The following is a 20,868-nucleotide window of genomic DNA, read 5'->3' on the forward strand; positions in this document are numbered from 1 at the left end:
CAGTGTAGGAGTCTGGTCCGACACCTTCGAGAAACGATCGACGCTGTCGAGGAGAAACACCATGAACGATGCACCCGTGGCAACCCTGAAGATGGTCACGCTGGACTGCGGAGATCCCGAGGCCAGCGCGACGTTCTGGTCTGCGCTACTCGGCTGGACCGTCGTCCACGCGGAGAAGGATTACGCGATGCTGCAGGGGCCCTCCAGCGCGCTCGGATTCGGACGCGTGGAGAATTATCAGCGGCCGGAGTGGCCGAACACGAAGGGCAGCAAACAGTTTCACTTCGATCTCGCGGTCGACGATCTGGATGCGGCCGCGAAAGCCGCAGTGCAGTTGGGGGCAACTGTGCCCGACGAGCAACCGGGTGAGACCTGGCGTGTGCTGTTGGATCCGGCCGGGCATCCGTTCTGCCTGACAAATGCCGCGAACTGGGGCTGACGTGGCTACCCTTGTCCGGGTGAAACCACGTCTGGCAGGAATCGAAATCGTCGTCGCCGATATGGCAGTTGCATTGGCGTTCTACCGCGTTCTGGGACTGGACATTCCGGCCGAGGCCGATGCCGAGCAACATGTGGAGGTCGACCTCGGTGGGGTTCGGTTGTTGTTCGACCTACCCTCGACGATCACCTCGTTCGATCCGACGTGGACCGCGCCCAGCGGAGGCCACCGCGTCGCGCTGGCATTCGACTGCGGCACGGCCGCCGGAGTCGATGCCGCGTGGGCCGCAGTGACCGACGCGGGGTACACAGGGCACCTGCAGCCGTGGGATGCGTTCTGGGGGCAGCGTTATGCCGTCGTGCACGATCCCGACGGCACCACCGTCGATCTGTACGCGAACGTGTGACCGGTCAGCTCACCGGAGCGATGATCTGAATCAGGTTGCCGCAGGTGTCGTCGAACACGGCGGTGATCACCGGGCCCATCTCGGTGGGCTCCTGAGTGAACCTGACACCCAGTCCGACAAGCCGATCGTGTTCGGCTGCAACGTCTTCGACGGCGAACTGGGTGAACGGAATGCCGTCGGTGAACAGTGCCGTCTTGAACGGGCCGGTTGCCGGATGGCCGCTGGGCTCGAGCAGTAGCTCGGTGCCCTCCGGCTCCTGAGGAGATACGACCGTGAGCCAGCGATCTGTTCCGCCCATGGGAATGTCGTGCTTGACCACGAAGCCCAGTACGTCGGTGTAGAACGCCAGTGCCTTGTCTTGATCGTCGACGAACACACTGGTGATGTTGATTCTCATTGCGGCCCCTCGCCTGTGGGCCCGCCGGTCAGTTCGACGGCGACGTCGAGGTGGCCGAGATGGCGGGCGTATTCCTGCAGTACATGAAAGCAGATCCAGATCAGGGTGGGCTGTTCTTCGGTGAATCGTCCACCCAGGGTGGCCACGTCGTCCATGCGATGAGACCGCAGCACCTGCTCGGTCAGTCGAGCGCCGTCGTCGAGGCGCGCGAGCAATGCCGCCGCCGGCACGTCGGTCGGCACATGCCAGGATCCGTCCTTCTTGTCCCCCCACGGATCGTCGACGGCGCGCCCGAGGAACCCCCAGACGAACCAGCGCTGTTCCATGTACACAAGATGGATGAGCATCTCGAGGGGAGTCCACTGCGACGGCACAGCCGACGTGGCCAGCGCGTCGTCACTCAACGCGGCGATCCGCCGGGCGAGCTCACCGCGGTAGAAGCGGAGGTACTCGACGAACAGGTCGGCGGGATCGGACAAGGAGGAATCGGGCTCCGGGAACGTCGTCAGCTGTGCCATGGGTCCTTCGTATCGGGTGGTGGGCTGCGTGTCCATTCTGTGGATGCGAAATCGGGATGAGGGCCGCGATCGAGAATTGTGGACACTCAGCTCACTGCTCGCGCTCCGTCGGCGCGGCAGACTCAGCCGAACAACAGCAGCGCGGCCAGGGTGAGCATCATGATTCCGATACCGAGATCGAGGACCCGCCACGCCGTCGGCCGCGCGAACAGGGGGCTGAGCACGCGCGATCCGTATCCGAGAGCGGTGAACCAGAGCACGCTGCCCAGCACGGCACCGAGGGCGAACCACCACCGAAGCTCGCCCGGCTGCCGGTTACCGATGGACCCGAGAAATACGACGGTATCGAGGTAGACGTGCGGGTTGAGCCACGTCAACGCGAGACACGTTGCGACAGCGGCGATCAGCGAGCCCCCACCGCCGCCGTCGGTGGTCATCGCCGCTGGGGTGCGGGCGCGGTTCAGCGCCATCACTCCGTAGACGAAGAGGAACAGCGCTCCGAGCACGGTGACGACGCGTAACGCCAGCGGAAACCGGTCCACGAGGACGCCGATGCCCGCCACCCCGGCGACGATCAGCACGGCGTCGGACAGCGCGCACACCGCAACCACCGGGAACACATGGGTGCGTTGCAGGCCCTTGCGCAGGACGAACGCGTTCTGCGCACCGATGGCGACGATAAGGGACAGGCCGACTCCCAGTCCGGTCAACGTCGATTGTGCTGCGGCAAGCGAGGTCATGCTGTTCACGCTAGGAGGCGACCAGCATTAGAGCCAGCGAATGTTTTTCACCATCGGTAAGTGTAACTTCATATTGTGGAGATCGAGCAGCTCAGAGCGCTGACAGCAGTAGTCGACGGTGGAACTTTCGAGGCTGCCGCACGTGCATTGCATGTGACCCCGTCGGCAGTAAGCCAGAGAATCAAGTCGCTCGAAGCGTCGTTGGGGCGCACCCTGGTGCAGCGGACGAAACCGGTGGTGGCCACCCAGTCGGGTGCCGCGGTACTACGCCTGGCTCGTCAGATCGATACGCTCACGGATCAGACGAGGGCCGAGCTCAACGACGACGGCGTCTCGGCCCCCATTTCGATTGCCGTCAATGCCGATTCGATGGCGACGTGGGTGCTGCCTGCGCTCGCGCCACTCGCCGGTACGACGACCTTCGATCTGCATCGCCAGGACCAGGACCGCACGGCCCAGTTGCTGCACGACGGAATCGTCTCTGCCGCAATCACATCGGTGTCCGAGCCGGTTCGTGGATGTACCGTCCGATCCCTCGGCGCCATGCGCTACCGGCCGTCGGCCACCGAAAAGTTCGCCGAGCGATGGTTCGGCCCCGGTGTGACGATCGAGGCACTGCAGACCGCGCCGGTGGTGGTGTTCGATGCCGACGACCGATTGCAGGACAACTACTTACGGCACCGAGGCGTCGATTCGCACGCTCCGCCCCGTCACCTCGTCCCGGCGTCCTCGGATTACGCGCGGGCGGTGGAACTCGGCTTCGGCTGGGGCATGATCCCGGACCTCCAGGACTGTGACTCGCTGACGTGCTTCGACGCCGACGGCATCGAAGACGTTCAGCTGTACTGGCAGCAGTGGTCGCTGTCCTCGCCTGCACTGCAGCGAGCGGCCGACGCTGTGGCTGCCGCGGCAGCGAGCGTGCTGCGGTAAGTCACGCCGGACTGTCGTTCGGAACGATGTCGGGCTGCCCATCGCCGACGGGATCGAGAATCGCCGCCGCGCGGGCACCCCACCGCTCGTGCGCCGATTGACGAGACATGCCGACCGCCTGGCCGATGATCGCCCACGTCGCACCCTGAACGCGCAGCACCACAACGGTTTCGATGCCGTCGAGCCCCGCCGCCAGTTGCACACGAAGACTCAACAGATGCCACGCGAGGCTCCGTCGTGCAGGCAGGTCGGTCGACTGCTCTGCCTCCCATTCCGGTGTGCCCGGCAGTGGGCCGGTGCCGATGATCTCGTCGGCAATGCGACCGGCCTCGGTGGCTGCGGCCGTCACGACCGCCCGTGTTGCCGCAGTGATATCGGCCTCGGCGGCCAGCTCGATCGGATCCATGATCCACCTCCTGCGTCAGGTTGATCCTGACAGAAGGTTACGGCTGGTGTCAAGGATTACCTGACGCGGTGGGTCAGAGCCGATTCAGCACCCGATCGATCGACTCGATTGCCTGTGTCAGTTCGGCTTCGGTGACCGTCAGTGCCGGCCGGAATCGCACTGCCGCGTCGCCGCAGCCGAGCGCAAGTACGTGCTCCTCGGTGCGCAACAGTTCGATCACTCGGTCGCGGGTCGTGGCGTCGGGCAGGGAGAAGGCGCACATGAGTCCGCGGCCACGAACCTCGGAGACCATCTCATGTCGAGTTGCCAACTCCTGCAACTGCTTCAGCAAGACTGTTCCGAGTTGGCCGGCGCGTTCGATGAGGTTCTCGGATTCGACGACCTCCAAAATTCGACGCGATCGCACCATGTCGGTGAGGCTGCCGCCCCACGTCGAGTTGATTCTGGAGCTGACGGCGAACACGTGGTCGTCGATGTCGTCGACGCGACCGCCCGCCATCACGCCGCAGACCTGGACCTTCTTACCGAAGGCGACCACATCCGGGACGACGTCGAGCTGCTGGAAAGCCCATGCAGTACCGGTCATTCCGGCTCCGGTCTGCACCTCGTCCATGACGAACAGTGCGTCGAACTCGTGGCAGAGTGCGCGCAGCTTCTGCAGGAAGCGGGGGCGGAAGTGGTGATCCCCACCCTCGCCCTGGATGGGTTCGATGATGGCGCAGGCGATGTCGTGCGGATTGGCTTCGAAGGCCAGCCGCGCGGCCGTCAACGACGCGTCTTCGAGCTCGTCCATGTTCGCGTCGGATCTGATGAACGGGGACGGAATTCGGGGCCAGTCGAATTTCGGGAAGCGCGCGACCTTGTTCGGGTCGGTGTTGGTGAGGGACATCGTGTACCCGGTGCGCCCGTGGAACGCGTGCTCGAAGTGCATCACCTGTGAGCCCAGGGACGGATCGATTCCCTTGCGCTCGTTCCAACGGGACTTCCAGTCGAATGCCACCTTCAATGCGTTCTCCACTGCCAACGCACCGCCCTCGACGAAGAACAGGTGCGGTAGCCGAGCATCGCCCAACACCCGGGCGAACGTGTCGACGAAACGTGCCATCGGCACGGTGTAGATGTCGGAGTTGCTGGGTTTATTCATCGCCGCCTGCAGCAGATCGGCCCGAAAATTCGGATCGTCGATCAAGGCGGGGTGGTTCATCCCCAGGGCATTGGACGCGAAGAAGGTGAACAGATCCAGGTAGCGGGTGCCGTCTCGGGCGTCGACCAGGGTGGACCCGGTGGAGGCGTCGAGGTCCAGGACCAGCTCGAAACCGTCGGCCAGTAGGTGTTCACCGATCACGCCGCGGGCGGTCGAGGCGTCGATGGGCACTCCGGTGCGCTGTAATACTTGCGTCATGATGACGAACATACGCGTTAATATTCCGTAAGCAAGACCATTGGGCAGGAAATAATACTGTTGTAACCCCCGTCGGTAGGCTTATGTCCGACGGTTCGATTCTCTCCACGGAAGGTGTACGCGCATGTCTGCATCCATCACCCACGACGAGCTGAGTGTGCGTACGCGCGCCATTCTCGACCGGCTGGGTGCGACGATCGCGCTCGACGTGCCGGCCGGTCCCGACGCGATCACCGCGAGATCGCCGATCACCGGCGGAAATTTGGCGTCGCTGGCATCGGTCTCTGCCGCAGACGTCGACGGTGTCATCGCGGACGCAGCTGCGGCGTTCGTCTCGTGGTCGCAGGTGCCGGCACCGGCGCGGGGTCAGGTGATCCGAGAACTCGGGGAACTGCTGCGTACGCACAAGGAGGACCTCGGCGCCCTGGTCTCCATCGAGGCCGGAAAGATCGTCTCCGAGGGGCTCGGGGAAGTGCAGGAGATGATCGACATCTGCGACTTCGCCGTCGGCCTGTCACGTCAGCTGTACGGCAACACCATTGCCACAGAACGCCCCGGGCATCGCATGATGGAGCAGTGGCATCCGCTCGGTGTCGTCGGCGTCATCACGGCGTTCAATTTCCCTGTCGCGGTGTGGAGTTGGAACACGGCGTTGGCGTTGGTGGCGGGCGACACCGTCATCTGGAAGCCGTCGGAGAAGACCCCGCTGACTGCCGTCGGCGTGCAGGCTCTGTTCGAGCGTGCTGCTGCCGCTGCAGGTGTCGATCCCAAGATCGCTCAGTTGGTGATCGGGGACCGAGCGTCCGGTGAAGCGCTGGTGGATGATTCGCGTGTTGCTCTGGTGTCGGCAACCGGTTCGACCAGGATGGGCAAGGCTGTTGCGCCGCGGGTTGCGCAGCGATTCGGGCGCGTGCTGCTCGAACTCGGCGGCAACAACGCGGCGATCGTGACGCCGTCGGCAGACCTCGATCTCACGACGCGCGGGCTGGTGTTCTCGGCGGCGGGTACGGCCGGTCAGCGGTGCACCTCGCTCCGACGCGTCATCGCGCATTCCTCGGTTGCGGACGAACTGGTGGCCAAGTTGGTCTCGGCGTACGAGACACTGTCCATCGGATCTCCCTTGGAGAGCGACACTTTGGTGGGTCCGCTCATCGACGCGGGCGCGTTCGCCGGCTATCAGAAGGCGCTCGAGGCCGCCAAGTCCGACGGCGGAACGGTGGTGGTCGGCGGTGAGCGCGTGAATGTTGTCGACGAGTATTCGTACTACGTGCAGCCCGCGATCGTGACGATGCCCGCCCAGACCGACATCGTCAGGCACGAGACGTTCGCGCCCATCCTGTACGTGCTCACCTACGACACCCTCGACGAGGCCATCGCCCTGCACAACAATGTGCCGCAGGGACTTTCGTCGTCGATCTTCACTACCGACCTGCGTGAAGCGGAACGCTTTCTGTCGGCTGCTGGATCGGACTGCGGCATCGCGAACGTCAACATCGGTCCTTCCGGTGCCGAGATCGGCGGTGCTTTCGGCGGCGAGAAGGAAACCGGTGGCGGACGCGAATCAGGTTCGGACGCATGGAAGGCCTACATGCGTCGGGCGACGAACACGGTCAACTATTCCAACGAACTGCCCCTGGCGCAGGGAGTGAAATTCGGCTGACGGCATGATCGGCAGTATGAAAGTACTGTCGATGCTCTTGGCCGGTTTCGTTCTCGGCTATGCCATCAGTGACATCGGCCCCGTCGAGTCGCTGCTGAACGGCACAGCGGAATTCGGGTCGTTCTGGTCGATTGTCAACGGGCTCACAGTCGTTGCCGTCGCTGCCTGTGGGACGGCGGTCGCCGTGGCCCGGGTCAGTGCGCCAACTGCGACCATCGTGGCGATGGCAGCGCTGCTCGTCGTGGTGTTCCAGACCGTCGGAATGGTGCCCGGGATGCTCGGGCACTGGGCTGCTGCAGTGGGCACCGGTGTGCTGCTGGGTGCGGCCGCGGTTTTGTCGGGACACCACCGTGGTGCACAGGCCGCCCTGGGTGTCTCGGTTGTGGGTGCCGGGCTGCTGGGTTATTGGCTCGATGCCCTGTTGCAGGCGAACGACGGTCCCGTCTTCGTCTGGGATGTGGTCGGTGCCGAGGACGATGTGGCGCCCGAGCGCGCGATCGTCATGGTGATCGCTGCAGTGGCCGCGGCAGTCACGTTGTTCCTGGCACGACACCACGAGGTGGTGCAGCCACCCGAGACCCCGCGGATTCTGCTCGTCGGCCTGTCGCTGCCCGTCGTGGCAAGCGTCCTGAGCTGGATTGCGGCAGATGCCGATACGCGGAGCGTGGAGTGGCTGGGGGCTCTCGCCGGCATGACGGCTGCTGCGCTGCTGGCGTCGTTCCTACTTCCTGGCCGGGACGGACGTCTGCTGCTGGTGCTGTTCGCAGTGTCGGCGACAGCCCTGGGCACCTCCGGCTTCGCCGCAGGAGATGCCGTTCGGTTGTGCGCGAGCGCAGCACTGTTGGTCGCGGGAGCCGGGATCGGTTACCGGTGGCCGCAGCTGTACGTCGGGCTGGGCGGCCTGTTCGTCATCGCTGTTACGAGCCTGACGGAGAACTACGTCGACATTCCGATCGTCTCGCAGTTCGGCCTGCCGCTCGTGGCGGCCTATGTTCTGGTCTCCGCGCTGGCGACGTCACCCGGATCTCTGGCGATCTCACTGTCGGCGCTGTTCGTCATGGCGCTGCCCGTGACCGTGGTGTCCGCCGGCTACACACCGTCGTTGTCCATGGATGAATCGGTCATCTCACGCACAAGCGAGCCCGACCACCTGGTGCTGCCGGTGGCCGGGCTCGTGGTTCTTGCTGTGGTGACGGGTGCCGCTGTTCTGCTGGCGCGTCGCTCACCCGTCGTGCGTGGAAACTCGTAGTGGGCTACGAGTTTCCACACACCTACGGGGTGGGTGCGACAGTCGTCGTCGGAGCTGCGGCCTCGGGGGTGGCCGGGGTGTCCGTGGCGGGCGCGGTGACGCATACCGGCGGTGCGCCCTCGACGGGTGTTTCACCCTCGACCGGAGTCGTGCAGGCCGGTTCTACAGGCTCGGCAGCGGGAGCCGGTGCCGGTGCGGGTGCCGGCACCTCGGCTGCGGGGGCGGGAGCAGGCGCAGCGGGGGCAGCCGGGGCAGCGGGGCTGGTGGTGACCGGTGCCGTTGTCGTTGCCGTCGGAGTTGCCGTGGCCGAGGTGGTGGTCTCGGGTGTGGCGGCGATGGCCTGGATTGCTGCGCGGCCTGCCTTCTCCTGTACTTCCTTGGTCTTCACCGGCTCGCCCCGGTTGGCCTGCTCGGCCAGCTGGGTCAGCCAGGCCGCGGCGTACTGGACCGAGGTCAGTGGCTTGCCGTTGGCGGCGTCGGAGTCTCGCCAGTAGTCGAAGTGGTGTCCTGAGCCGGGCCCGAGGGTCAGGCCGTAGGGGTCGTTCATGATGACCGGGATCGTGTTTTGGTTGGACGAGATGAACCCGGTGATCTCCTTGAAGATCTTCTGCGGCAGGTACACCATGTCGACCATCTGGCCGGTCTCGATCGGCTCTTCACCGTCGACCTTGGCCGAGACAGGGGTCGTTGCGGTGCCGGGCTTGTAGTCGGGCTCGGACACCTTGATCAGCACGTCGAGGAAGGTCTCGTCGCTCTGCATCCAATTGGGCTGCGAGGCAATGTCGTTGAAGGCGTTGACTGCGATGCGTCCCAGTGCCAGAGCCAGATCGGCTCCGGTGGCGGGGGTGAGGTTCTCGTTCTGCAGCGCATCGGCGTTGACCTGTCGACCGACGTTGGCGGCCAGGTGGATCAGCGACGTGTTGGCGGGCAGTGCGCAGGTCAGGTCACCGTCGGAGCAGAAGGACGCGACGCGTCCGTCGAGTGCGCCGAAGCCGCCCGACGTTCCCGGCAATGCACCCTGTCCGGGGATGGCGTTGTTGCCGTTCTGGTACTTGGTGTCGAAACCGTCCGGGTTACTGAACGGGTTCTCGGCACCGGGGAACGGTCCCTCTCCTGCGACGCGTCCCGCGTCGGCGAAGATGACGACGCCGACGACCTGCGAGGGGTCGATGATGCCGTACTTGCCGTCCTCGGGAACGGCCTGATTGCCGATTTCCATGGCGGTGCGGCGAGCAACGTCTGCGCCTTCGCTGTAGCCGACGATGGCGAAGCGAGTGTTGGGGCAGGACGCGGAGATTTCCTTCATGATGGTCTGCGAGTTGGTGACGCCCGTCTGCACGGCGTCCTCGTAGCTCGCGAGGTTCGCCGGGTATTCGACGTAGACCGCAGCGTAGGAGTCGGGAACCACGTTGCCGTTGTTGGGAGCTCGCACGGCCTGGTCGATCCAGTCGCTCGAGTAGTCACCGGACATCGCCGCGGGAAGGCGGGTACCGTCGGGCTTGGTCAGCCACTTGACGCCCTCGCGTGGGGTGTCACCGCGTCCGCCGATGGCGATGCTCACCATGTCGTAGCAGGTCGATGTCGACACCAGCTCGACGGAGGCCTCGACACTCGTTTCCGACGCAGACCAGGGTGCTGCTACCAGCACTCCGGCACCGAGTGCGCCGATCGCAAACGCGCTGAGCGCGATGCGCACACGCTTCGACTTGCCACCATTCATGTTTCGATCCCCATCATCCACGCCCGAACCGATCCCGACTGCAATTGCCAGTGGGTTACCCGGCATTTCGTCGCTCGGATGGTTCGCGTTACAAAACGCTTCGTTTACCGTCGTGGACATGACTTTTCACGCCCGAATGACACCGATGGAATTAACTCTGACCGATGGGTCGACCTGCGTCGTGCGTGAGGCGGTGGCGTCGGACCTGGAGTCGATCGTGGCGCTGTTGGTGGACGACCAGTTGGGCGCGACGCGCGAATCCGTCGACGACATGGCCGGATATCGCACCGCCTTCGAGGACATTTCTTCCGATCCACGGAACGTGGTGGTCGTCGTCGTGCACGGTGACGAGGTGGTGGGGACTCTGCAGTCGACCGTCATTCCGGGACTGGCGCGAGGTGGCGCGTTGCGAGCTCAGATCGAAGCCGTACGGGTGGCCGCTACCTGGCGCAGCCGCGGACTCGGTGGCGCGTTGATCGAGTGGGCGATCGAGGAGGCCACGCGGCGAGGGTGCGCTCTGGTGCAGTTGACGTCCGACTCGCGTCGAGTGGATGCCCACCGCTTCTACACCCGTCTGGGCTTCACTGCCTCACACGTCGGCTTCAAGAAGGCGATCGGCACTACCCACTAGATACCCTGGGGGGGTAGGGTAGGGATGTGAACTCCACACGACAGGAACTCGGCACCCCGACCAAGCTCGTCGGATTCGTCGTCGGCATAGCCCTCGTCTTCTTTCTTGCCCTGTTCGTCGGCCATGCAATCGGACCCGACGCGTCGCCCAGCGAACCGACGCATTCCGACCACGAGTCGCATGACGGAACATCTGCGCTTCATCCGGACTTCCAGCATCAGGGTGTCGTCCGCACGGCCACATTCGTCATCGAGGCAGAAGGGAATCAGGGATGAGTACGGAAACCGAACTGATTCTGGGCGGCATGACCTGTGCGTCGTGCGCCAACCGCATCGAACGCAAGCTCAACAAGCTCGACGGGGTATCGGCGACGGTCAACTACGCCACCGAGAAGGCGCGCGTCACCAGTGACGGTGTTGCTACCGAAGACCTGATCGCCGCCGTCGAAGCTGCCGGGTACACCGCCACGCTGCCGGCCGCCGAGCCACAGGACGATCTCCCTACCGATCCGCTGAAACAGCGGTTGGTCGTCTCGGCAGTGCTCAGCATTCCGGTCATCGCGATGGCCATGATTCCGGCTCTCCAGTTCACCAACTGGCAGTGGCTGTCGTTGACTCTCGCCGCGCCGGTCGTTGTCTGGGGAGCGCTGCCGTTCCACCGGGCCGCGTGGACCAACCTGAAGCACGGTACGTCGACGATGGACACCCTCGTGAGCATGGGAACCCTTGCTGCACTGGGCTGGTCGCTGTATGCGCTGTTCTTCGGTACAGCCGGCGAGCCCGGTATGACGCATCCGTTCGAGTTCACGATCGCGCGGATGGACGGGGCGAGCAATATCTATCTCGAGGCGGCTGCGGGTGTCACCACCTTCATCCTGGCCGGCCGGTGGTTCGAGAGCAGGTCCAAGAGGCAGGCCGGTGCGGCGTTGCGCGCACTGATGGACCTGGGTGCCAAGACCGTCGCCGTGCTGAAAGGCGATGAGGAACAGCAGATTCCGATCGATCAGCTCGCCGTCGGCGATCTGTTCGTCGTTCGTCCGGGTGAGAAGATCGCCACGGACGGAACCGTCGAGAGTGGATCCTCGGCCGTCGATCGGTCGATGCTGACCGGCGAGTCGGTGCCGGTGGAGGTCGGGGCCGGCGACGCGGTGACCGGAGCCACGGTGAACGTCGGTGGTCGAATCACCGTGCGCGCCAGCAGAGTCGGTGCAGACACCCAGCTCGCGCAGATGGCGAAGGCGGTGGAAGATGCGCAGACCGGCAAGGCTCAGGCCCAGCGTCTGGCCGATCGCATCTCGGGAATCTTCGTGCCGATCGTCATCGCCATCTCGGTGGCAACGCTCGGATTCTGGCTCGGTACCGGCAATTCGGTGGCGGCCGCCTTCACGGCGGCGGTAGCCGTCCTGATCATCGCCTGCCCTTGCGCACTCGGGCTTGCCACCCCCACCGCTCTGATGGTCGGCACCGGACGGGCAGCGCAGTTGGGGATTCTGATCAAGGGCCCCGAAATGCTCGAATCGACCCGCCGCATCGATACCGTCGTGCTGGACAAGACCGGCACCGTGACGACCGGTGAGATGACACTGCATTCGGTGCACGTGGCGGACGGCGAGGACGAGAACACGGTCCGTGAGGTTGCCGCTGCCCTCGAATCGAGCTCGGAGCACCCCATCGCGCGGGCCATCGCAGGCGGAGCACTGTCCCAGTCGGTCGAGGAGTTCACCAGCCTCGAGGGTCTCGGTGTCCAGGGCGTCGTCGAGGGTCGCGCCGCGGTCATCGGCCGTCGCAGCCTGCTGGCCGACTGGTCGATGCCTCTGCCACCGAAACTGGCCGACGCCTTCGACGACGCCGAGCGCCAGGGACGCACCGCCGTCGCGATCGGGTGGGACGGGAAAGCCCGCGGGGTTCTGGTGGTCTCCGACTCGGTCAAGCCGACGTCGAAGCAGGCCGTCGCCGAGCTGCGCGAGCTGGGCCTGACGCCGGTCATGCTCACCGGCGACAACGAGGCCGCCGCCCGAACGATCGCCGCGGAGGTAGGCATCGAGCAGGTCGTTGCCGGTGTGCTGCCGTCGGGCAAGGTCGATGCCGTTCGTGAACTGCAGGCCGCAGGCAAGGTCGTGGCGATGGTCGGCGACGGCATCAACGACGCGGCAGCGCTGGCCACCGCCGACCTGGGCCTCGCGATGGGGACCGGTACAGATGTTGCGATCGAGGCGAGCGACCTGACGCTCGTCCGCGGCGACCTACGGGCCGTCGGCGATGCGATCCGGCTCTCGCGTCGCACGCTGAGCACCATCAAGGGCAACCTGTTCTGGGCGTTCGCCTACAACGTCGCGGCGATCCCCCTCGCGGCGGCGGGCCTGCTCAACCCGATGCTCGCCGGGGCTGCAATGGCGCTGTCCTCGGTGTTCGTGGTGAGCAACAGCCTGCGGTTGCGCCGCTTCTGCGCCGCGATGTGACTCGTTGGTAGCAGCGAGCGGCCCGCTAGTACAGGATGGAGACATGTCCGATGCACACGATGTCCCCATCCGCGACGAATCGATCCGGCTGGGCCAATTCCTCAAGCTCGCCAACCTGATCGAATCCGGTGCCGAAGCCAAGGGCATCATCGCCGACGGCCTGGTCAGCGTCAACGGGGACGTGGACATCCGCCGCGGACGGCAGTTGCAGCACGGAGATGTCGTATCGGTCCAAGGTGGGCCAGCTGCCCGCGTGAGCAAGGAAGAGGCACTGTGAAGGTCGGTAAGCGCGGTCTGCCGCGAAACGAAGTTCCCGGCGCATTCGACGTCGGTGCCAAGGCGTACGACCGACTCGTCGGAGCGAACCCCGGCTACCACGAGCACCTCGTCAAGTCTGCGCAGCGCCTCCGCATCCCCGACCTCGGGAGCGGACTGCGCCTGCTCGATATCGGTTGCGGTACGGGTGCGTCCACCGCAGCGCTGCTCGAAGCGGCACCGCACGCCGAGATCGTCGCCGCCGACGCGTCCGCCGAGATGCTCGAGGTCGCCCGGAGCAAGGACTGGCCGTCGAACGTCACGTTCGTGCACTCGCGGGTGGAGGATCTGGCCGTGAACGGGGTCGACGGACCGTTCGACGCCATCCTGGCCGCATATCTGATCAGGAACGTCGACGACCCCGACACCGAACTCAAATCGCTACTGGCACTGCTGCGTCCGGGTTCGACGATCGCGTTCCACGAGTACTCGGTGCACGATTCACTGCGTGCTCGCATCTCCTGGAACGTCGTGAGCTGGGGCATCATCATCCCGCTCGGCTGGCTCGCGACGCGAGACGCCACGTTGTATCGGCATCTGTGGCGCAGCGTTGTCACGTTCGACGGCGCATCGGCGTTCGTGCGACGGATGCAGCGTGCGGGCTACAGCGGTGTCGCCCGAGAAACGATGACCGGATGGCAGAACGGTGTGGTGCACACGTTCCTGGGCTCTCGACCCGCGAAGGAAGAGCGTTGACCGATTCCAAGAAGGTCACCCATGCTGCGGTGCAGGGATATTCGGATGCAGGTCAGCTGGCCGACGTCCCGCATGTGGTGGTGGTGGGCGGCGGTATCGCGGGACTGAGCGCCGCGACCGCGCTGGCCGAACGCGGCGTCAAGGTTCATCTGGTCGAACGCGAAAGCTACCTCGGTGGCCGCGTCGGTGGCTGGGACACGACGCTGGAGGACGGCTCGCCCGCGACGATGAGCCGCGGCTTCCACGCGTTCTTCCGGCAGTACTACAACCTGCGAAACCTGCTGCGCCGCACCGACCCAGACCTGGCGCGTCTACGCCCGGTCGACGACTACCCGCTGATCGACGGCGACGGTCGTATCGACGGATTCAAGGGTCTGCCCGAGACGCCACCGCTCAATGCGTTCGCGTTCGTCAAGCGCAGTCCGACGTTCCGGTGGAAGGACCTCACCGACCTCAACGGAATCGCCGCCCTGCCGCTCATGACGGTGAGCGTGCCGAAGACCTTCGACGAACTCGACACCACTCCCGCGGCGGAGTTCCTGCGCAACATCAACTTTCCCGAAGCGGCACGCCATTTGGCGTTCGGGGTGTTCTCACGCAGCTTCTTCGCCGACCCGGAGGAGATGTCGGCTGCCGAACTGGCGATGATGTTCCACATCTACTTCCTCGGCTCCTCCGAGGGTCTGATCTTCGACGTCCCCCGCGATCCCTACCCACAGGCACTGTGGAACCCGTTGGGGGAGTACCTCAGCGGTCTCGGTGTCGAGATCAGAACGTCCACTCCGTGTGGCGAGATCACCCGCGGTGGCCTGCGCAAGTTCCGCGTCGACGCCGGCGGAATCATCGACGCCGACGCGGTGGTCCTCGCTACCGACATCGCCGGATTGCAGCGGGTGCTCGAGCAATCCCCCGAGCTCGGGACGCCGGCGTGGCGCAAGCAGATCGGCGCGCTGCAGAACACCCCGCCTTTCATGGTCCACCGCGTGTGGCTGAGCAAGGCGGTGAATGCCGATCGTCCCGCGTTCATCGGCACCGGCGGTATGCCTCCGATCGACAACATCAGTGTGCTCGAGCGGTTCGAGGACGAGGCCGCGGAGTGGGCAGCGAGGACCGGAGGTTCCGTGGTCGAACTGCATGCCTACGCCGCCGAGGAATCCGAGGAGGTCACCCGCGCGCAGCTGATGGCTCGCATGCACGAGATCTACCCGGAAACCGCTGCGGCAGAAGTAATCGCGGAACGATCCGAATGGCGAGACGACTGTCCGATGTTCGGCCTCGGAGCATTCGCCGAGCGGCCCACCGTGCGCACCCCCGAGCCCTCGCTGGTACTCGCGGGTGACGGCATTCGGATCGATCTGCCCGTTGCTCTCATGGAACGTGCCGCCACCACCGGACTGCAGGCAGCGAACACCCTGTTGGCGGGCTGGGGCGTCACCGGCCACGACATCGAAACCGTGCCCACGAGTGGACGATTCAAGATGTTCGACGCTTTGGAGCGGCTTCGCCGCAGGTGAGTGGTACTTCGTAGCAGGGGTCGAACTTCCACTCACGACAGGAGGTTGCATGCGTCTCGAGGTCGACGATCTGTCGCGGCCGGAGGTCGGTGTGTTGCTCGTCGAGCACCTTGCGGACATGCACGCGACGTCACCGGCAGAGAGTGTTCACGCACTGGATCTGTCGGGTCTGCGCGGGCCGGATATGCGGGTGTGGACGGCGTGGGAGGCCGGGGCACTGCTCGGCATTGCCGCGCTGAAGACACTCACTCCTGAACACGGAGAACTGAAATCGATGCGCACCTCGAGTTTCGCGCGAGGCCGCGGGGTGGCGTCCGAACTGCTCGAGCACGTTCTGACGGAGGCGCGGCGGCTGGGGTTCGAGCGCGTCAGCCTCGAGACGGGCACCCAGGACTACTTCGCCGCAGCTCGACGCCTCTACGAGCGACACGGATTCGTCGCAGTGCCCCCGTTCGGCGACTACGTCGTGGACCCGTCGAGCACGTTCTATTCGTTGGTCCTGTGATGTTTGGCCTTGTGACCAGTCACTCGGTGCGGCAATGACGCAGGCCGGCACCGAATGTCGGTGCCGGCCTTGCGGTCGTTCGGATCACGCAGCGACGGGCTCTCGCGGTACGTGCGGGTAGAGGTCGTCGTCGACCGGTTCTGCTCGCTGCTGATCCAGTAGATCGGCCGTCGCGCATTCACGGATCTCGGTCCCGACCCCGAGAACCGTGCGCCACCACTGGTCGCGATCGGGAGATTCCGGCCAGACCACGGTATCCGTTTCCATATGCATCACCCTCCCTGAGTAGTTCGACAGTGCTCGATGTGCTTGTGCGCGTGACGGATCAGGTCGATTGGTGTTCGATGGATCTCTGCTCGCCGGTCAGCTCTGCACGAGCGATGTCGACCTTGCGCGGCTTCGCTCGCTCGGCAAGCGGAATGGTGATCGACAGGACGCCGTTGTCGTACGACGCCGAGATGCCCTCGGTGTCGACGCCGTCACCCAGTGAGATCTGTCGACGGAACGTTCCGGCGAACCGTTCCGATGAAATCCACTGCACGCCGGAGCTTTCCGGCACGGTTCGTTGCGCGGTGAGCGTCAATGTGCCGCGATCGACGTCGACGTCGATGGATCCCGGGTCGACGCCGGGAAGGTCGGCACTGAGTACGTAGTGATCGTCGACCTTGTACAGATCCATGGGCATGAATCGCGGTGCGCGGTCCGAACCGGTAGACGCACCCAACAATGCCGAGGTGAGCGAATCGACGTCACGGAACGGATCGAAACGAAGCACAGCAACCACCTCCTGTACCCAGATGCGCTCGCCCCTGTGGCGAGGCGCTTCTCAACTGTGCAACACAAAAATTAGCACTCGAATGCAGCGAGTGCCAAGACCTTTACGGCACATTTTCGGAAATTTCTTCGACCCAATAGTGCTGCGGCGCAATGGGGGTGGCGTGCAGCAGTCGGTGTGACGGTCGAACGGCCGCCTCGCTCGAATGCTGCAACCTACACTCGGTCCGATGGTCACCATCGTGCCGTACGTCCCCCGGTATCGGGCCGAGTTGCTCGCGCTGTCGCTTCGCGCGTGGGAACCGGTGTTTCCGCTCGTGCAGGAGGCGGTCCCGTGGTTCGTGTACGACTCCTTCTATCCCCAGGGGTGGCAGGCGCGTCAGTACGACGATCTCGCATCCGTCGTCGACGACGAACCCGAGAGCGTGGACGTGGCCGTGGACGGTGACACGCCGGTCGGCTGGGTCTGTACCCGCCTGCACCCGAACGACGACATGGGTGAGGTGTACGTCCTGGTGGTCGACCCAGCTCAGCAGCGAGCCGGCGTCGGAAGGGCGCTCCTCGATCGGTCTTTCGCGCGAGTGAGATCCGCCGGAATGCGAATGGTAATGGTCGAGACCGGTGACGATCCCGGTCATGCGCCGGCGCGGTCGGTCTACGAGAAGAGTGGTTTCGAGCGGTGGCCCGTCGCCCACTATTTCAAGGACCTCGCCGAGACTGATGGTTGTAGCTAGTCCGACCCGAGCCGACGATACTGTGCCCTTGCGCTAAGTATTCTCGTGGAGATACTGTGCCTTATGGCTCAGTATTCCGAGGTCCTCGACGACGTGTTCCAAGCGTTGGCCGATCCGACGCGGCGTGCAGTACTGGGCCGACTGGGGTCCGGGCCTGCCACCGTGGGGGAACTGGCCGAACCATTCGACATGACTCTGCCGTCGTTCATGAAACATATTCATGTACTCGAGCGCAGCGGATGGATTCGCACCCACAAGACCGGACGTGTACGCGCATGCACGATCGAGCGAACCAACCTGGATGCGGCCTCCACGTGGCTGGAACAGCAACGGTCCGTGTGGGAATCCAGAACCGACCGTCTCGAACAGTTCGTCACCCGATCCTCGAAAGAGAGTGAGCAGCAATGACTTCCTTCGATCCCGAACTCGACCTGAGTATCTCCCGCATCATCGCGGTTCCGCGCGAGACGGTGTGGGATGCGTGGGCCGACCCGTCGAAGTTCGAGAAATGGTGGATTCCCGCACCTACTCTGTGCCGAGTGGATGCGTGGGACTTGCAGCCCGGAGGCGCATTCCGAACGCTGATGAGTGAACCCGGAGGAGACTTCGAACCGCACATCGACGGATGCTTCCTCGCCGTCGACCATCAGGAACGCATCGTGTTCACCAACTCCCTCGTCGAAGGTTGGCGACCTGCCCCACAACTGTTCATGACCGCGGTGATCACGTTCGCCGACCATCCCGACGGGACGGAGTACCGGGCGCACGTGATGCACCGCAACGTAGAAGACCGAAAGATGCACGAGGAGTTGGGTTTCGAAGACGGATGGGGAACCGTCATCGGCCAACTCGCCGCACTCGTCGAAAGTTAGATCACGCGCGACCCGTCGAGCGCAGTTCGTAACGACGTTCGGCGTAATCGAGGTCGTCCTTCCACAGACGTGCGGCGGTGAAATTCATCGCCGGACGCAGCAATCCCGAGACCTTGCGCGCCATCTGGAAGCCGGGTCGATCCGAGCTCGCGATCGTCGCCTCGATGACCGCCGTCCGCGGGGTGCCGTCGGGCGCAGGAGCCAGCGGAGTCGCGTGAGTCTCGACGACGCTTCCCGCCCCCTCACCGTCGAGGATGCGCATGACGATGGTGCGTGGGCCGGGGCAGACGAACTCGGCTCGAACCGGAACACCGATGCCGCGACTGACGCGGAACGTGACATCGACCAGGAAGCGATCGTCCTCCTCGGGCACATCGATGTCGGTGGGCGCGCTCACCACTTTCAACCTCGCGAACGAGTACGGATGGAACCATGCGCCGTGCCACGGATCGAGGCGATTGGCGATGATGTCGTCCGGTTCGCACTTCCCGATCAACGTGACGACACCAGGAATGGACGTCGACGCAGGGGGCCTGATCGGAACCACCGGCACCGGCGTCGGCTCCTCGCCGCCCAGCTCGTCGAGCCGGACCCACACCAGAACACCGTCGTCGAACGCAGGAACCGGCCGCCAGCCAGCCTTACCCTTCGGACCCAACGCCAGCCCATGCCACCGGCACACCAACGCGTCGCACTCGATCTTCGCGGTATCGAGCGCCGCCCCGAGATGCGGACACGCACCCGGACCGATATGCACCTTGCCCGCCGAATCCCGCCACGCAACCAACTCGGTGGTACCGACATAGCGACCGAACGGCTTGTCGGCCTTCACGTCGCGACTGGCAGCGAAAACGAACCAATTACCCGACGTCCGAGTCTTCGCACGCTTCAACGCTGACTCGATGACCTGGGGATTCGCACCCTTCCACGTCGGCTCCTGCTTGGCCCACGACTCCGACGGAAGCGGCTGAAGTGGCATCGTCTTCGGCCAGCGTCGTCGTACTGCATCCAGCGCGGTCATTGCTGCTCCCCACATCGAGACATTGTGTTCATTCTCCATTGTCCCCGCCCTGGGGTACTCAATGTGACGTCGAGTGGACTTTTCGGGGGTCAATGTCACATCCAGTGGACCCGGGGTGCCGGTGAACGGGGAGCGGTGCACGAGGTCAGGTGGGTCCAGTGGGGGTCGGCGGTTCACGCTGCGCCGTTCAACTGATGTCAGCGCCCACAATTCGGCTCGAAAGGCGGGATCCCGTGGATGCAGAGAAATAGTGGGCGCTTAGGTCAGTACGCGAGGTGGCCCGGGTGGCAACGGGCTTGTTGCCGAGTCGGTAGTCCGCGAAGGGGCGATGGCTGTCACCCGTGTTCCCCATCCGATGCACTCAATGTGACATTTGGTGGACTTTTCGGGGGTCAATGTCACATCTAGTGGACTTGGGGTGCCGCGGTTCGGTCAGGCGACACCGATCCAGCGGAGGGCAGCGGTGGTCGCGGCAGCGGCGATCACGATGACGACGAAGGGTGCTTTGCGCCAAGCGAGGATTCCGGCGACGGTGACGCCGATAGGGGCTGCGAAGCCCGCGAAGTCCTTGCCCACGAGCAGGGTCGAGGTGGCGATGAGGGCTACGAACACGACGGCGACCGAGGTGGACATGACGCGGTCGATGCGGGGCGAGATGGTCATGCGCGAGCGCAGGGCCGGGCCGATGAGGCGGAGCGCGAAAGTGCCGACGATCATGGCGATCAGCGGGATCGTGAGGCTCATGCGGATTCCTTGCCTGCGGCGGGCTTGGTGGACAGCAGTGCGGGGACCACGGCGATCAGCGAGAGGAGCACCGGCAGTCCGCTCGGTAGGAACATCGACGCTGCCAGGGCGATCCCTGCGCCGACGAGTGCGGCATTGCGCGTGCCCCGATCTCGGAGCGCAGGCATGATCAGTCCGAGCAGGATCGCCGGAAATGCGGCGTCGAGTCCGAGTGCGGCGGTATCGGTAATTGCGCCACCACCGAGAGTGCCGATCACCACCCCGATGTTCCAGGTGACGAACAGTCCGATTCCGCACAGCCAGAACGCTGTTCGACGCCGTCCTTCGTCTTCTTCGGCGACGCTGAATGCGACCGCTTCGTCGGTGATCAGGTGGGTGCCGAGCAGTCGCTTCCATGGCGAGACGTTCTCGAAAACGGATCCTATGGAGAATCCGAGCGGCACGAGCCGGGTATTGGCGAGCAAGGCGCTCGCCACGGCGGCGACGGGGTTGCCGCCGACGGCCAGGATGCCGACGAAGATGAATTGGGAGGAGCCCGCGAAGACCACCAAGGACATCACCACCGGTAGCCACAGTGGCAGGTCGGCGGCGACGGCGATGGCACCGAACGAGGCCCCGACCAAGGCGTCGGCCAGGCAAACCAACGCGATGTCGCGAATATTGACCCCCTGCAGGGTTCGCCATGTCGAACGCATGGTCGTTATAGTGGACGATGTTAGGCTGTTCGTCAAATCAAA

26 protein-coding genes are annotated in these 20,868 nt (G+C 64.7%); 15 read left to right on the top strand and 11 right to left on the bottom strand.

Annotated features, from left to right (window positions below; translation table 11 throughout):
• Positions 1-61 precede the first annotated feature (61 nt).
• The gene (locus JLZ96_RS13880) at positions 62-439 is read left to right on the top strand and encodes a VOC family protein (RefSeq protein WP_032367582.1); all 378 of its coding nucleotides are present in this window, start codon (positions 62-64) and stop codon (positions 437-439) included.
• A gap of 19 nt (positions 440-458) precedes the next feature.
• Positions 459-845, top strand: a complete 387-nt coding sequence (locus JLZ96_RS13885; protein WP_027494936.1) for a VOC family protein — start codon at positions 459-461, stop codon at positions 843-845.
• A gap of 4 nt (positions 846-849) precedes the next feature.
• Here the strand turns inward: JLZ96_RS13885 and JLZ96_RS13890 are convergent, their stop codons facing one another.
• From JLZ96_RS13890 to JLZ96_RS13900, 3 genes are all read right to left on the bottom strand, one after another.
• Positions 850-1,242 carry a VOC family protein gene (locus tag JLZ96_RS13890; protein ID WP_027494935.1) on the bottom strand — a complete coding sequence of 131 codons (393 nt, stop codon included), beginning with the start codon at positions 1,240-1,242 and terminating at the stop codon, positions 850-852.
• Positions 1,239-1,760, bottom strand: a complete 522-nt coding sequence (locus JLZ96_RS13895) for a DUF664 domain-containing protein (RefSeq protein WP_032381985.1) — start codon at positions 1,758-1,760, stop codon at positions 1,239-1,241. The genes JLZ96_RS13890 and JLZ96_RS13895 overlap by 4 nt, the downstream gene beginning before the upstream one ends.
• Positions 1,761-1,882: 122 nt before the next feature.
• Complete coding sequence (locus JLZ96_RS13900; RefSeq protein ID WP_032367950.1) at positions 1,883-2,500, bottom strand: LysE/ArgO family amino acid transporter; 618 nt, start codon at positions 2,498-2,500, stop codon at positions 1,883-1,885.
• A 72-nt stretch (positions 2,501-2,572) separates the two neighbouring features.
• Here JLZ96_RS13900 and JLZ96_RS13905 point away from each other — a divergent pair, with 72 nt between their 5' ends.
• On the top strand, positions 2,573-3,430 hold the full coding sequence (locus tag JLZ96_RS13905) for a LysR family transcriptional regulator ArgP (RefSeq protein ID WP_201010739.1): 858 nt from the start codon (positions 2,573-2,575) through the stop codon (positions 3,428-3,430).
• Between the two features lies 1 nt (position 3,431).
• Here the strand turns inward: JLZ96_RS13905 and JLZ96_RS13910 are convergent, their stop codons facing one another.
• Both JLZ96_RS13910 and lat read right to left on the bottom strand, forming a co-directional pair.
• Complete coding sequence (locus JLZ96_RS13910) at positions 3,432-3,836, bottom strand: hypothetical protein (RefSeq protein WP_027494931.1); 405 nt, start codon at positions 3,834-3,836, stop codon at positions 3,432-3,434.
• A gap of 73 nt (positions 3,837-3,909) precedes the next feature.
• The gene (gene lat, locus JLZ96_RS13915; protein ID WP_201010740.1) at positions 3,910-5,205 is read right to left on the bottom strand and encodes an L-lysine 6-transaminase; all 1,296 of its coding nucleotides are present in this window, start codon (positions 5,203-5,205) and stop codon (positions 3,910-3,912) included.
• Positions 5,206-5,362: 157 nt separating this feature from the next.
• Between lat and JLZ96_RS13920 the strand changes: the two genes are divergently transcribed.
• Both JLZ96_RS13920 and JLZ96_RS13925 read left to right on the top strand, forming a co-directional pair.
• Positions 5,363-6,898, top strand: coding sequence for an aldehyde dehydrogenase family protein (locus tag JLZ96_RS13920; protein WP_201010390.1), 1,536 nt, complete (start codon positions 5,363-5,365; stop codon positions 6,896-6,898).
• A 16-nt stretch (positions 6,899-6,914) separates the two neighbouring features.
• Complete coding sequence (locus JLZ96_RS13925; RefSeq protein ID WP_201010391.1) at positions 6,915-8,147, top strand: hypothetical protein; 1,233 nt, start codon at positions 6,915-6,917, stop codon at positions 8,145-8,147.
• A gap of 22 nt (positions 8,148-8,169) precedes the next feature.
• Here JLZ96_RS13925 and JLZ96_RS13930 read toward each other — a convergent pair whose 3' ends face one another.
• A complete protein-coding gene (locus JLZ96_RS13930) occupies positions 8,170-9,867 on the bottom strand; it encodes a cutinase family protein (protein WP_201010392.1) in 1,698 nt (565 codons plus the stop codon).
• Between the two features lie 118 nt (positions 9,868-9,985).
• Here JLZ96_RS13930 and JLZ96_RS13935 point away from each other — a divergent pair, with 118 nt between their 5' ends.
• The 7 genes from JLZ96_RS13935 to JLZ96_RS13965 are packed head-to-tail and all read left to right on the top strand — an operon-like array spanning position 9,986 to position 15,986.
• Positions 9,986-10,498: a GNAT family N-acetyltransferase gene (locus JLZ96_RS13935; RefSeq protein ID WP_236253963.1), complete on the top strand. Its 513-nt coding sequence runs from the start codon at positions 9,986-9,988 to the stop codon at positions 10,496-10,498.
• A 26-nt stretch (positions 10,499-10,524) separates the two neighbouring features.
• Positions 10,525-10,773, top strand: a complete 249-nt coding sequence (locus JLZ96_RS13940; RefSeq protein WP_094651454.1) for a hypothetical protein — start codon at positions 10,525-10,527, stop codon at positions 10,771-10,773.
• Entirely contained in the window at positions 10,770-12,956 is a 2,187-nt protein-coding gene (locus JLZ96_RS13945) for a cation-translocating P-type ATPase (protein ID WP_201010393.1), read from the top strand. The genes JLZ96_RS13940 and JLZ96_RS13945 overlap by 4 nt, the downstream gene beginning before the upstream one ends.
• A 43-nt stretch (positions 12,957-12,999) precedes the next feature.
• On the top strand, positions 13,000-13,233 hold the full coding sequence (locus JLZ96_RS13950; protein ID WP_027494925.1) for an RNA-binding S4 domain-containing protein: 234 nt from the start codon (positions 13,000-13,002) through the stop codon (positions 13,231-13,233).
• Positions 13,230-13,967, top strand: a complete 738-nt coding sequence (locus tag JLZ96_RS13955; protein WP_027494924.1) for a class I SAM-dependent methyltransferase — start codon at positions 13,230-13,232, stop codon at positions 13,965-13,967. Before JLZ96_RS13950 ends, JLZ96_RS13955 begins: the two co-directional genes overlap by 4 nt.
• A complete protein-coding gene (locus tag JLZ96_RS13960) occupies positions 13,964-15,481 on the top strand; it encodes an NAD(P)/FAD-dependent oxidoreductase (protein ID WP_032374617.1) in 1,518 nt (505 codons plus the stop codon). The genes JLZ96_RS13955 and JLZ96_RS13960 overlap by 4 nt, the downstream gene beginning before the upstream one ends.
• 49 nt (positions 15,482-15,530) lie before the next feature.
• Positions 15,531-15,986 (top strand): GNAT family N-acetyltransferase, encoded by a 456-nt coding sequence (locus JLZ96_RS13965; protein ID WP_201010394.1) that lies wholly within the window; start codon positions 15,531-15,533, stop codon positions 15,984-15,986.
• 84 nt (positions 15,987-16,070) lie between these two features.
• Here the strand turns inward: JLZ96_RS13965 and JLZ96_RS13970 are convergent, their stop codons facing one another.
• Both JLZ96_RS13970 and JLZ96_RS13975 read right to left on the bottom strand, forming a co-directional pair.
• Complete coding sequence (locus JLZ96_RS13970) at positions 16,071-16,253, bottom strand: hypothetical protein (protein ID WP_032371449.1); 183 nt, start codon at positions 16,251-16,253, stop codon at positions 16,071-16,073.
• A gap of 58 nt (positions 16,254-16,311) precedes the next feature.
• The gene (locus JLZ96_RS13975) at positions 16,312-16,761 is read right to left on the bottom strand and encodes an Hsp20/alpha crystallin family protein (protein ID WP_027494920.1); all 450 of its coding nucleotides are present in this window, start codon (positions 16,759-16,761) and stop codon (positions 16,312-16,314) included.
• 229 nt (positions 16,762-16,990) lie between these two features.
• On the opposite strand from JLZ96_RS13975, the gene JLZ96_RS13980 reads away from it, so the two are divergent.
• From JLZ96_RS13980 to JLZ96_RS13990, 3 genes are all read left to right on the top strand, one after another.
• Complete coding sequence (locus JLZ96_RS13980; protein ID WP_201010395.1) at positions 16,991-17,494, top strand: N-acetyltransferase; 504 nt, start codon at positions 16,991-16,993, stop codon at positions 17,492-17,494.
• Positions 17,495-17,557: 63 nt separating this feature from the next.
• The gene (locus tag JLZ96_RS13985; RefSeq protein WP_032371450.1) at positions 17,558-17,902 is read left to right on the top strand and encodes a helix-turn-helix transcriptional regulator; all 345 of its coding nucleotides are present in this window, start codon (positions 17,558-17,560) and stop codon (positions 17,900-17,902) included.
• On the top strand, positions 17,899-18,366 hold the full coding sequence (locus JLZ96_RS13990; RefSeq protein WP_027494917.1) for an SRPBCC family protein: 468 nt from the start codon (positions 17,899-17,901) through the stop codon (positions 18,364-18,366). The genes JLZ96_RS13985 and JLZ96_RS13990 overlap by 4 nt, the downstream gene beginning before the upstream one ends.
• A 1-nt stretch (position 18,367) precedes the next feature.
• Here JLZ96_RS13990 and JLZ96_RS13995 read toward each other — a convergent pair whose 3' ends face one another.
• From JLZ96_RS13995 to JLZ96_RS14005, 3 genes are all read right to left on the bottom strand, one after another.
• Positions 18,368-19,387, bottom strand: coding sequence for a DUF5914 domain-containing protein (locus JLZ96_RS13995; RefSeq protein ID WP_027494916.1), 1,020 nt, complete (start codon positions 19,385-19,387; stop codon positions 18,368-18,370).
• Between the two features lie 432 nt (positions 19,388-19,819).
• On the bottom strand, positions 19,820-20,131 hold the full coding sequence (locus tag JLZ96_RS14000) for an AzlD domain-containing protein (RefSeq protein ID WP_094665932.1): 312 nt from the start codon (positions 20,129-20,131) through the stop codon (positions 19,820-19,822).
• Positions 20,128-20,826 (bottom strand): AzlC family ABC transporter permease, encoded by a 699-nt coding sequence (locus tag JLZ96_RS14005; protein WP_094665933.1) that lies wholly within the window; start codon positions 20,824-20,826, stop codon positions 20,128-20,130. Before JLZ96_RS14005 ends, JLZ96_RS14000 begins: the two co-directional genes overlap by 4 nt.
• Positions 20,827-20,868 lie beyond the last annotated feature (42 nt).

This window comes from Rhodococcus sp. NKCM2511 (genome assembly GCF_014905595.1).
Lineage (GTDB): Bacteria > Actinomycetota > Actinomycetes > Mycobacteriales > Mycobacteriaceae > Rhodococcoides > Rhodococcoides fascians.

Excerpts from the sequence above, each read along its gene's own strand:
- JLZ96_RS13880 (WP_032367582.1), top strand. The coding sequence starts at position 62 with ATGAACGATGCACCCGTGGCAACCCTGAAGATGGTCACGCTGGACTGC.
- JLZ96_RS13890 (WP_027494935.1), bottom strand. The coding sequence starts at position 1,242 with ATGAGAATCAACATCACCAGTGTGTTCGTCGACGATCAAGACAAGGCA.
- JLZ96_RS13895 (WP_032381985.1), bottom strand. The coding sequence starts at position 1,760 with ATGGCACAGCTGACGACGTTCCCGGAGCCCGATTCCTCCTTGTCCGAT.
- JLZ96_RS13900 (WP_032367950.1), bottom strand. The coding sequence starts at position 2,500 with ATGACCTCGCTTGCCGCAGCACAATCGACGTTGACCGGACTGGGAGTC.
- JLZ96_RS13910 (WP_027494931.1), bottom strand. The coding sequence starts at position 3,836 with ATGGATCCGATCGAGCTGGCCGCCGAGGCCGATATCACTGCGGCAACA.
- JLZ96_RS13920 (WP_201010390.1), top strand. The coding sequence starts at position 5,363 with ATGTCTGCATCCATCACCCACGACGAGCTGAGTGTGCGTACGCGCGCC.
- JLZ96_RS13925 (WP_201010391.1), top strand. The coding sequence starts at position 6,915 with ATGAAAGTACTGTCGATGCTCTTGGCCGGTTTCGTTCTCGGCTATGCC.
- JLZ96_RS13930 (WP_201010392.1), bottom strand. The coding sequence starts at position 9,867 with ATGAATGGTGGCAAGTCGAAGCGTGTGCGCATCGCGCTCAGCGCGTTT.
- JLZ96_RS13935 (WP_236253963.1), top strand. The coding sequence starts at position 9,986 with ATGACTTTTCACGCCCGAATGACACCGATGGAATTAACTCTGACCGAT.
- JLZ96_RS13945 (WP_201010393.1), top strand. The coding sequence starts at position 10,770 with ATGAGTACGGAAACCGAACTGATTCTGGGCGGCATGACCTGTGCGTCG.
- JLZ96_RS13950 (WP_027494925.1), top strand. The coding sequence starts at position 13,000 with ATGTCCGATGCACACGATGTCCCCATCCGCGACGAATCGATCCGGCTG.
- JLZ96_RS13965 (WP_201010394.1), top strand. The coding sequence starts at position 15,531 with ATGCGTCTCGAGGTCGACGATCTGTCGCGGCCGGAGGTCGGTGTGTTG.
- JLZ96_RS13970 (WP_032371449.1), bottom strand. The coding sequence starts at position 16,253 with ATGGAAACGGATACCGTGGTCTGGCCGGAATCTCCCGATCGCGACCAG.
- JLZ96_RS13980 (WP_201010395.1), top strand. The coding sequence starts at position 16,991 with ATGGTCACCATCGTGCCGTACGTCCCCCGGTATCGGGCCGAGTTGCTC.
- JLZ96_RS13985 (WP_032371450.1), top strand. The coding sequence starts at position 17,558 with ATGGCTCAGTATTCCGAGGTCCTCGACGACGTGTTCCAAGCGTTGGCC.
- JLZ96_RS13990 (WP_027494917.1), top strand. The coding sequence starts at position 17,899 with ATGACTTCCTTCGATCCCGAACTCGACCTGAGTATCTCCCGCATCATC.
- JLZ96_RS13995 (WP_027494916.1), bottom strand. The coding sequence starts at position 19,387 with ATGACCGCGCTGGATGCAGTACGACGACGCTGGCCGAAGACGATGCCA.
- JLZ96_RS14000 (WP_094665932.1), bottom strand. The coding sequence starts at position 20,131 with ATGAGCCTCACGATCCCGCTGATCGCCATGATCGTCGGCACTTTCGCG.
- JLZ96_RS14005 (WP_094665933.1), bottom strand. The coding sequence starts at position 20,826 with ATGCGTTCGACATGGCGAACCCTGCAGGGGGTCAATATTCGCGACATC.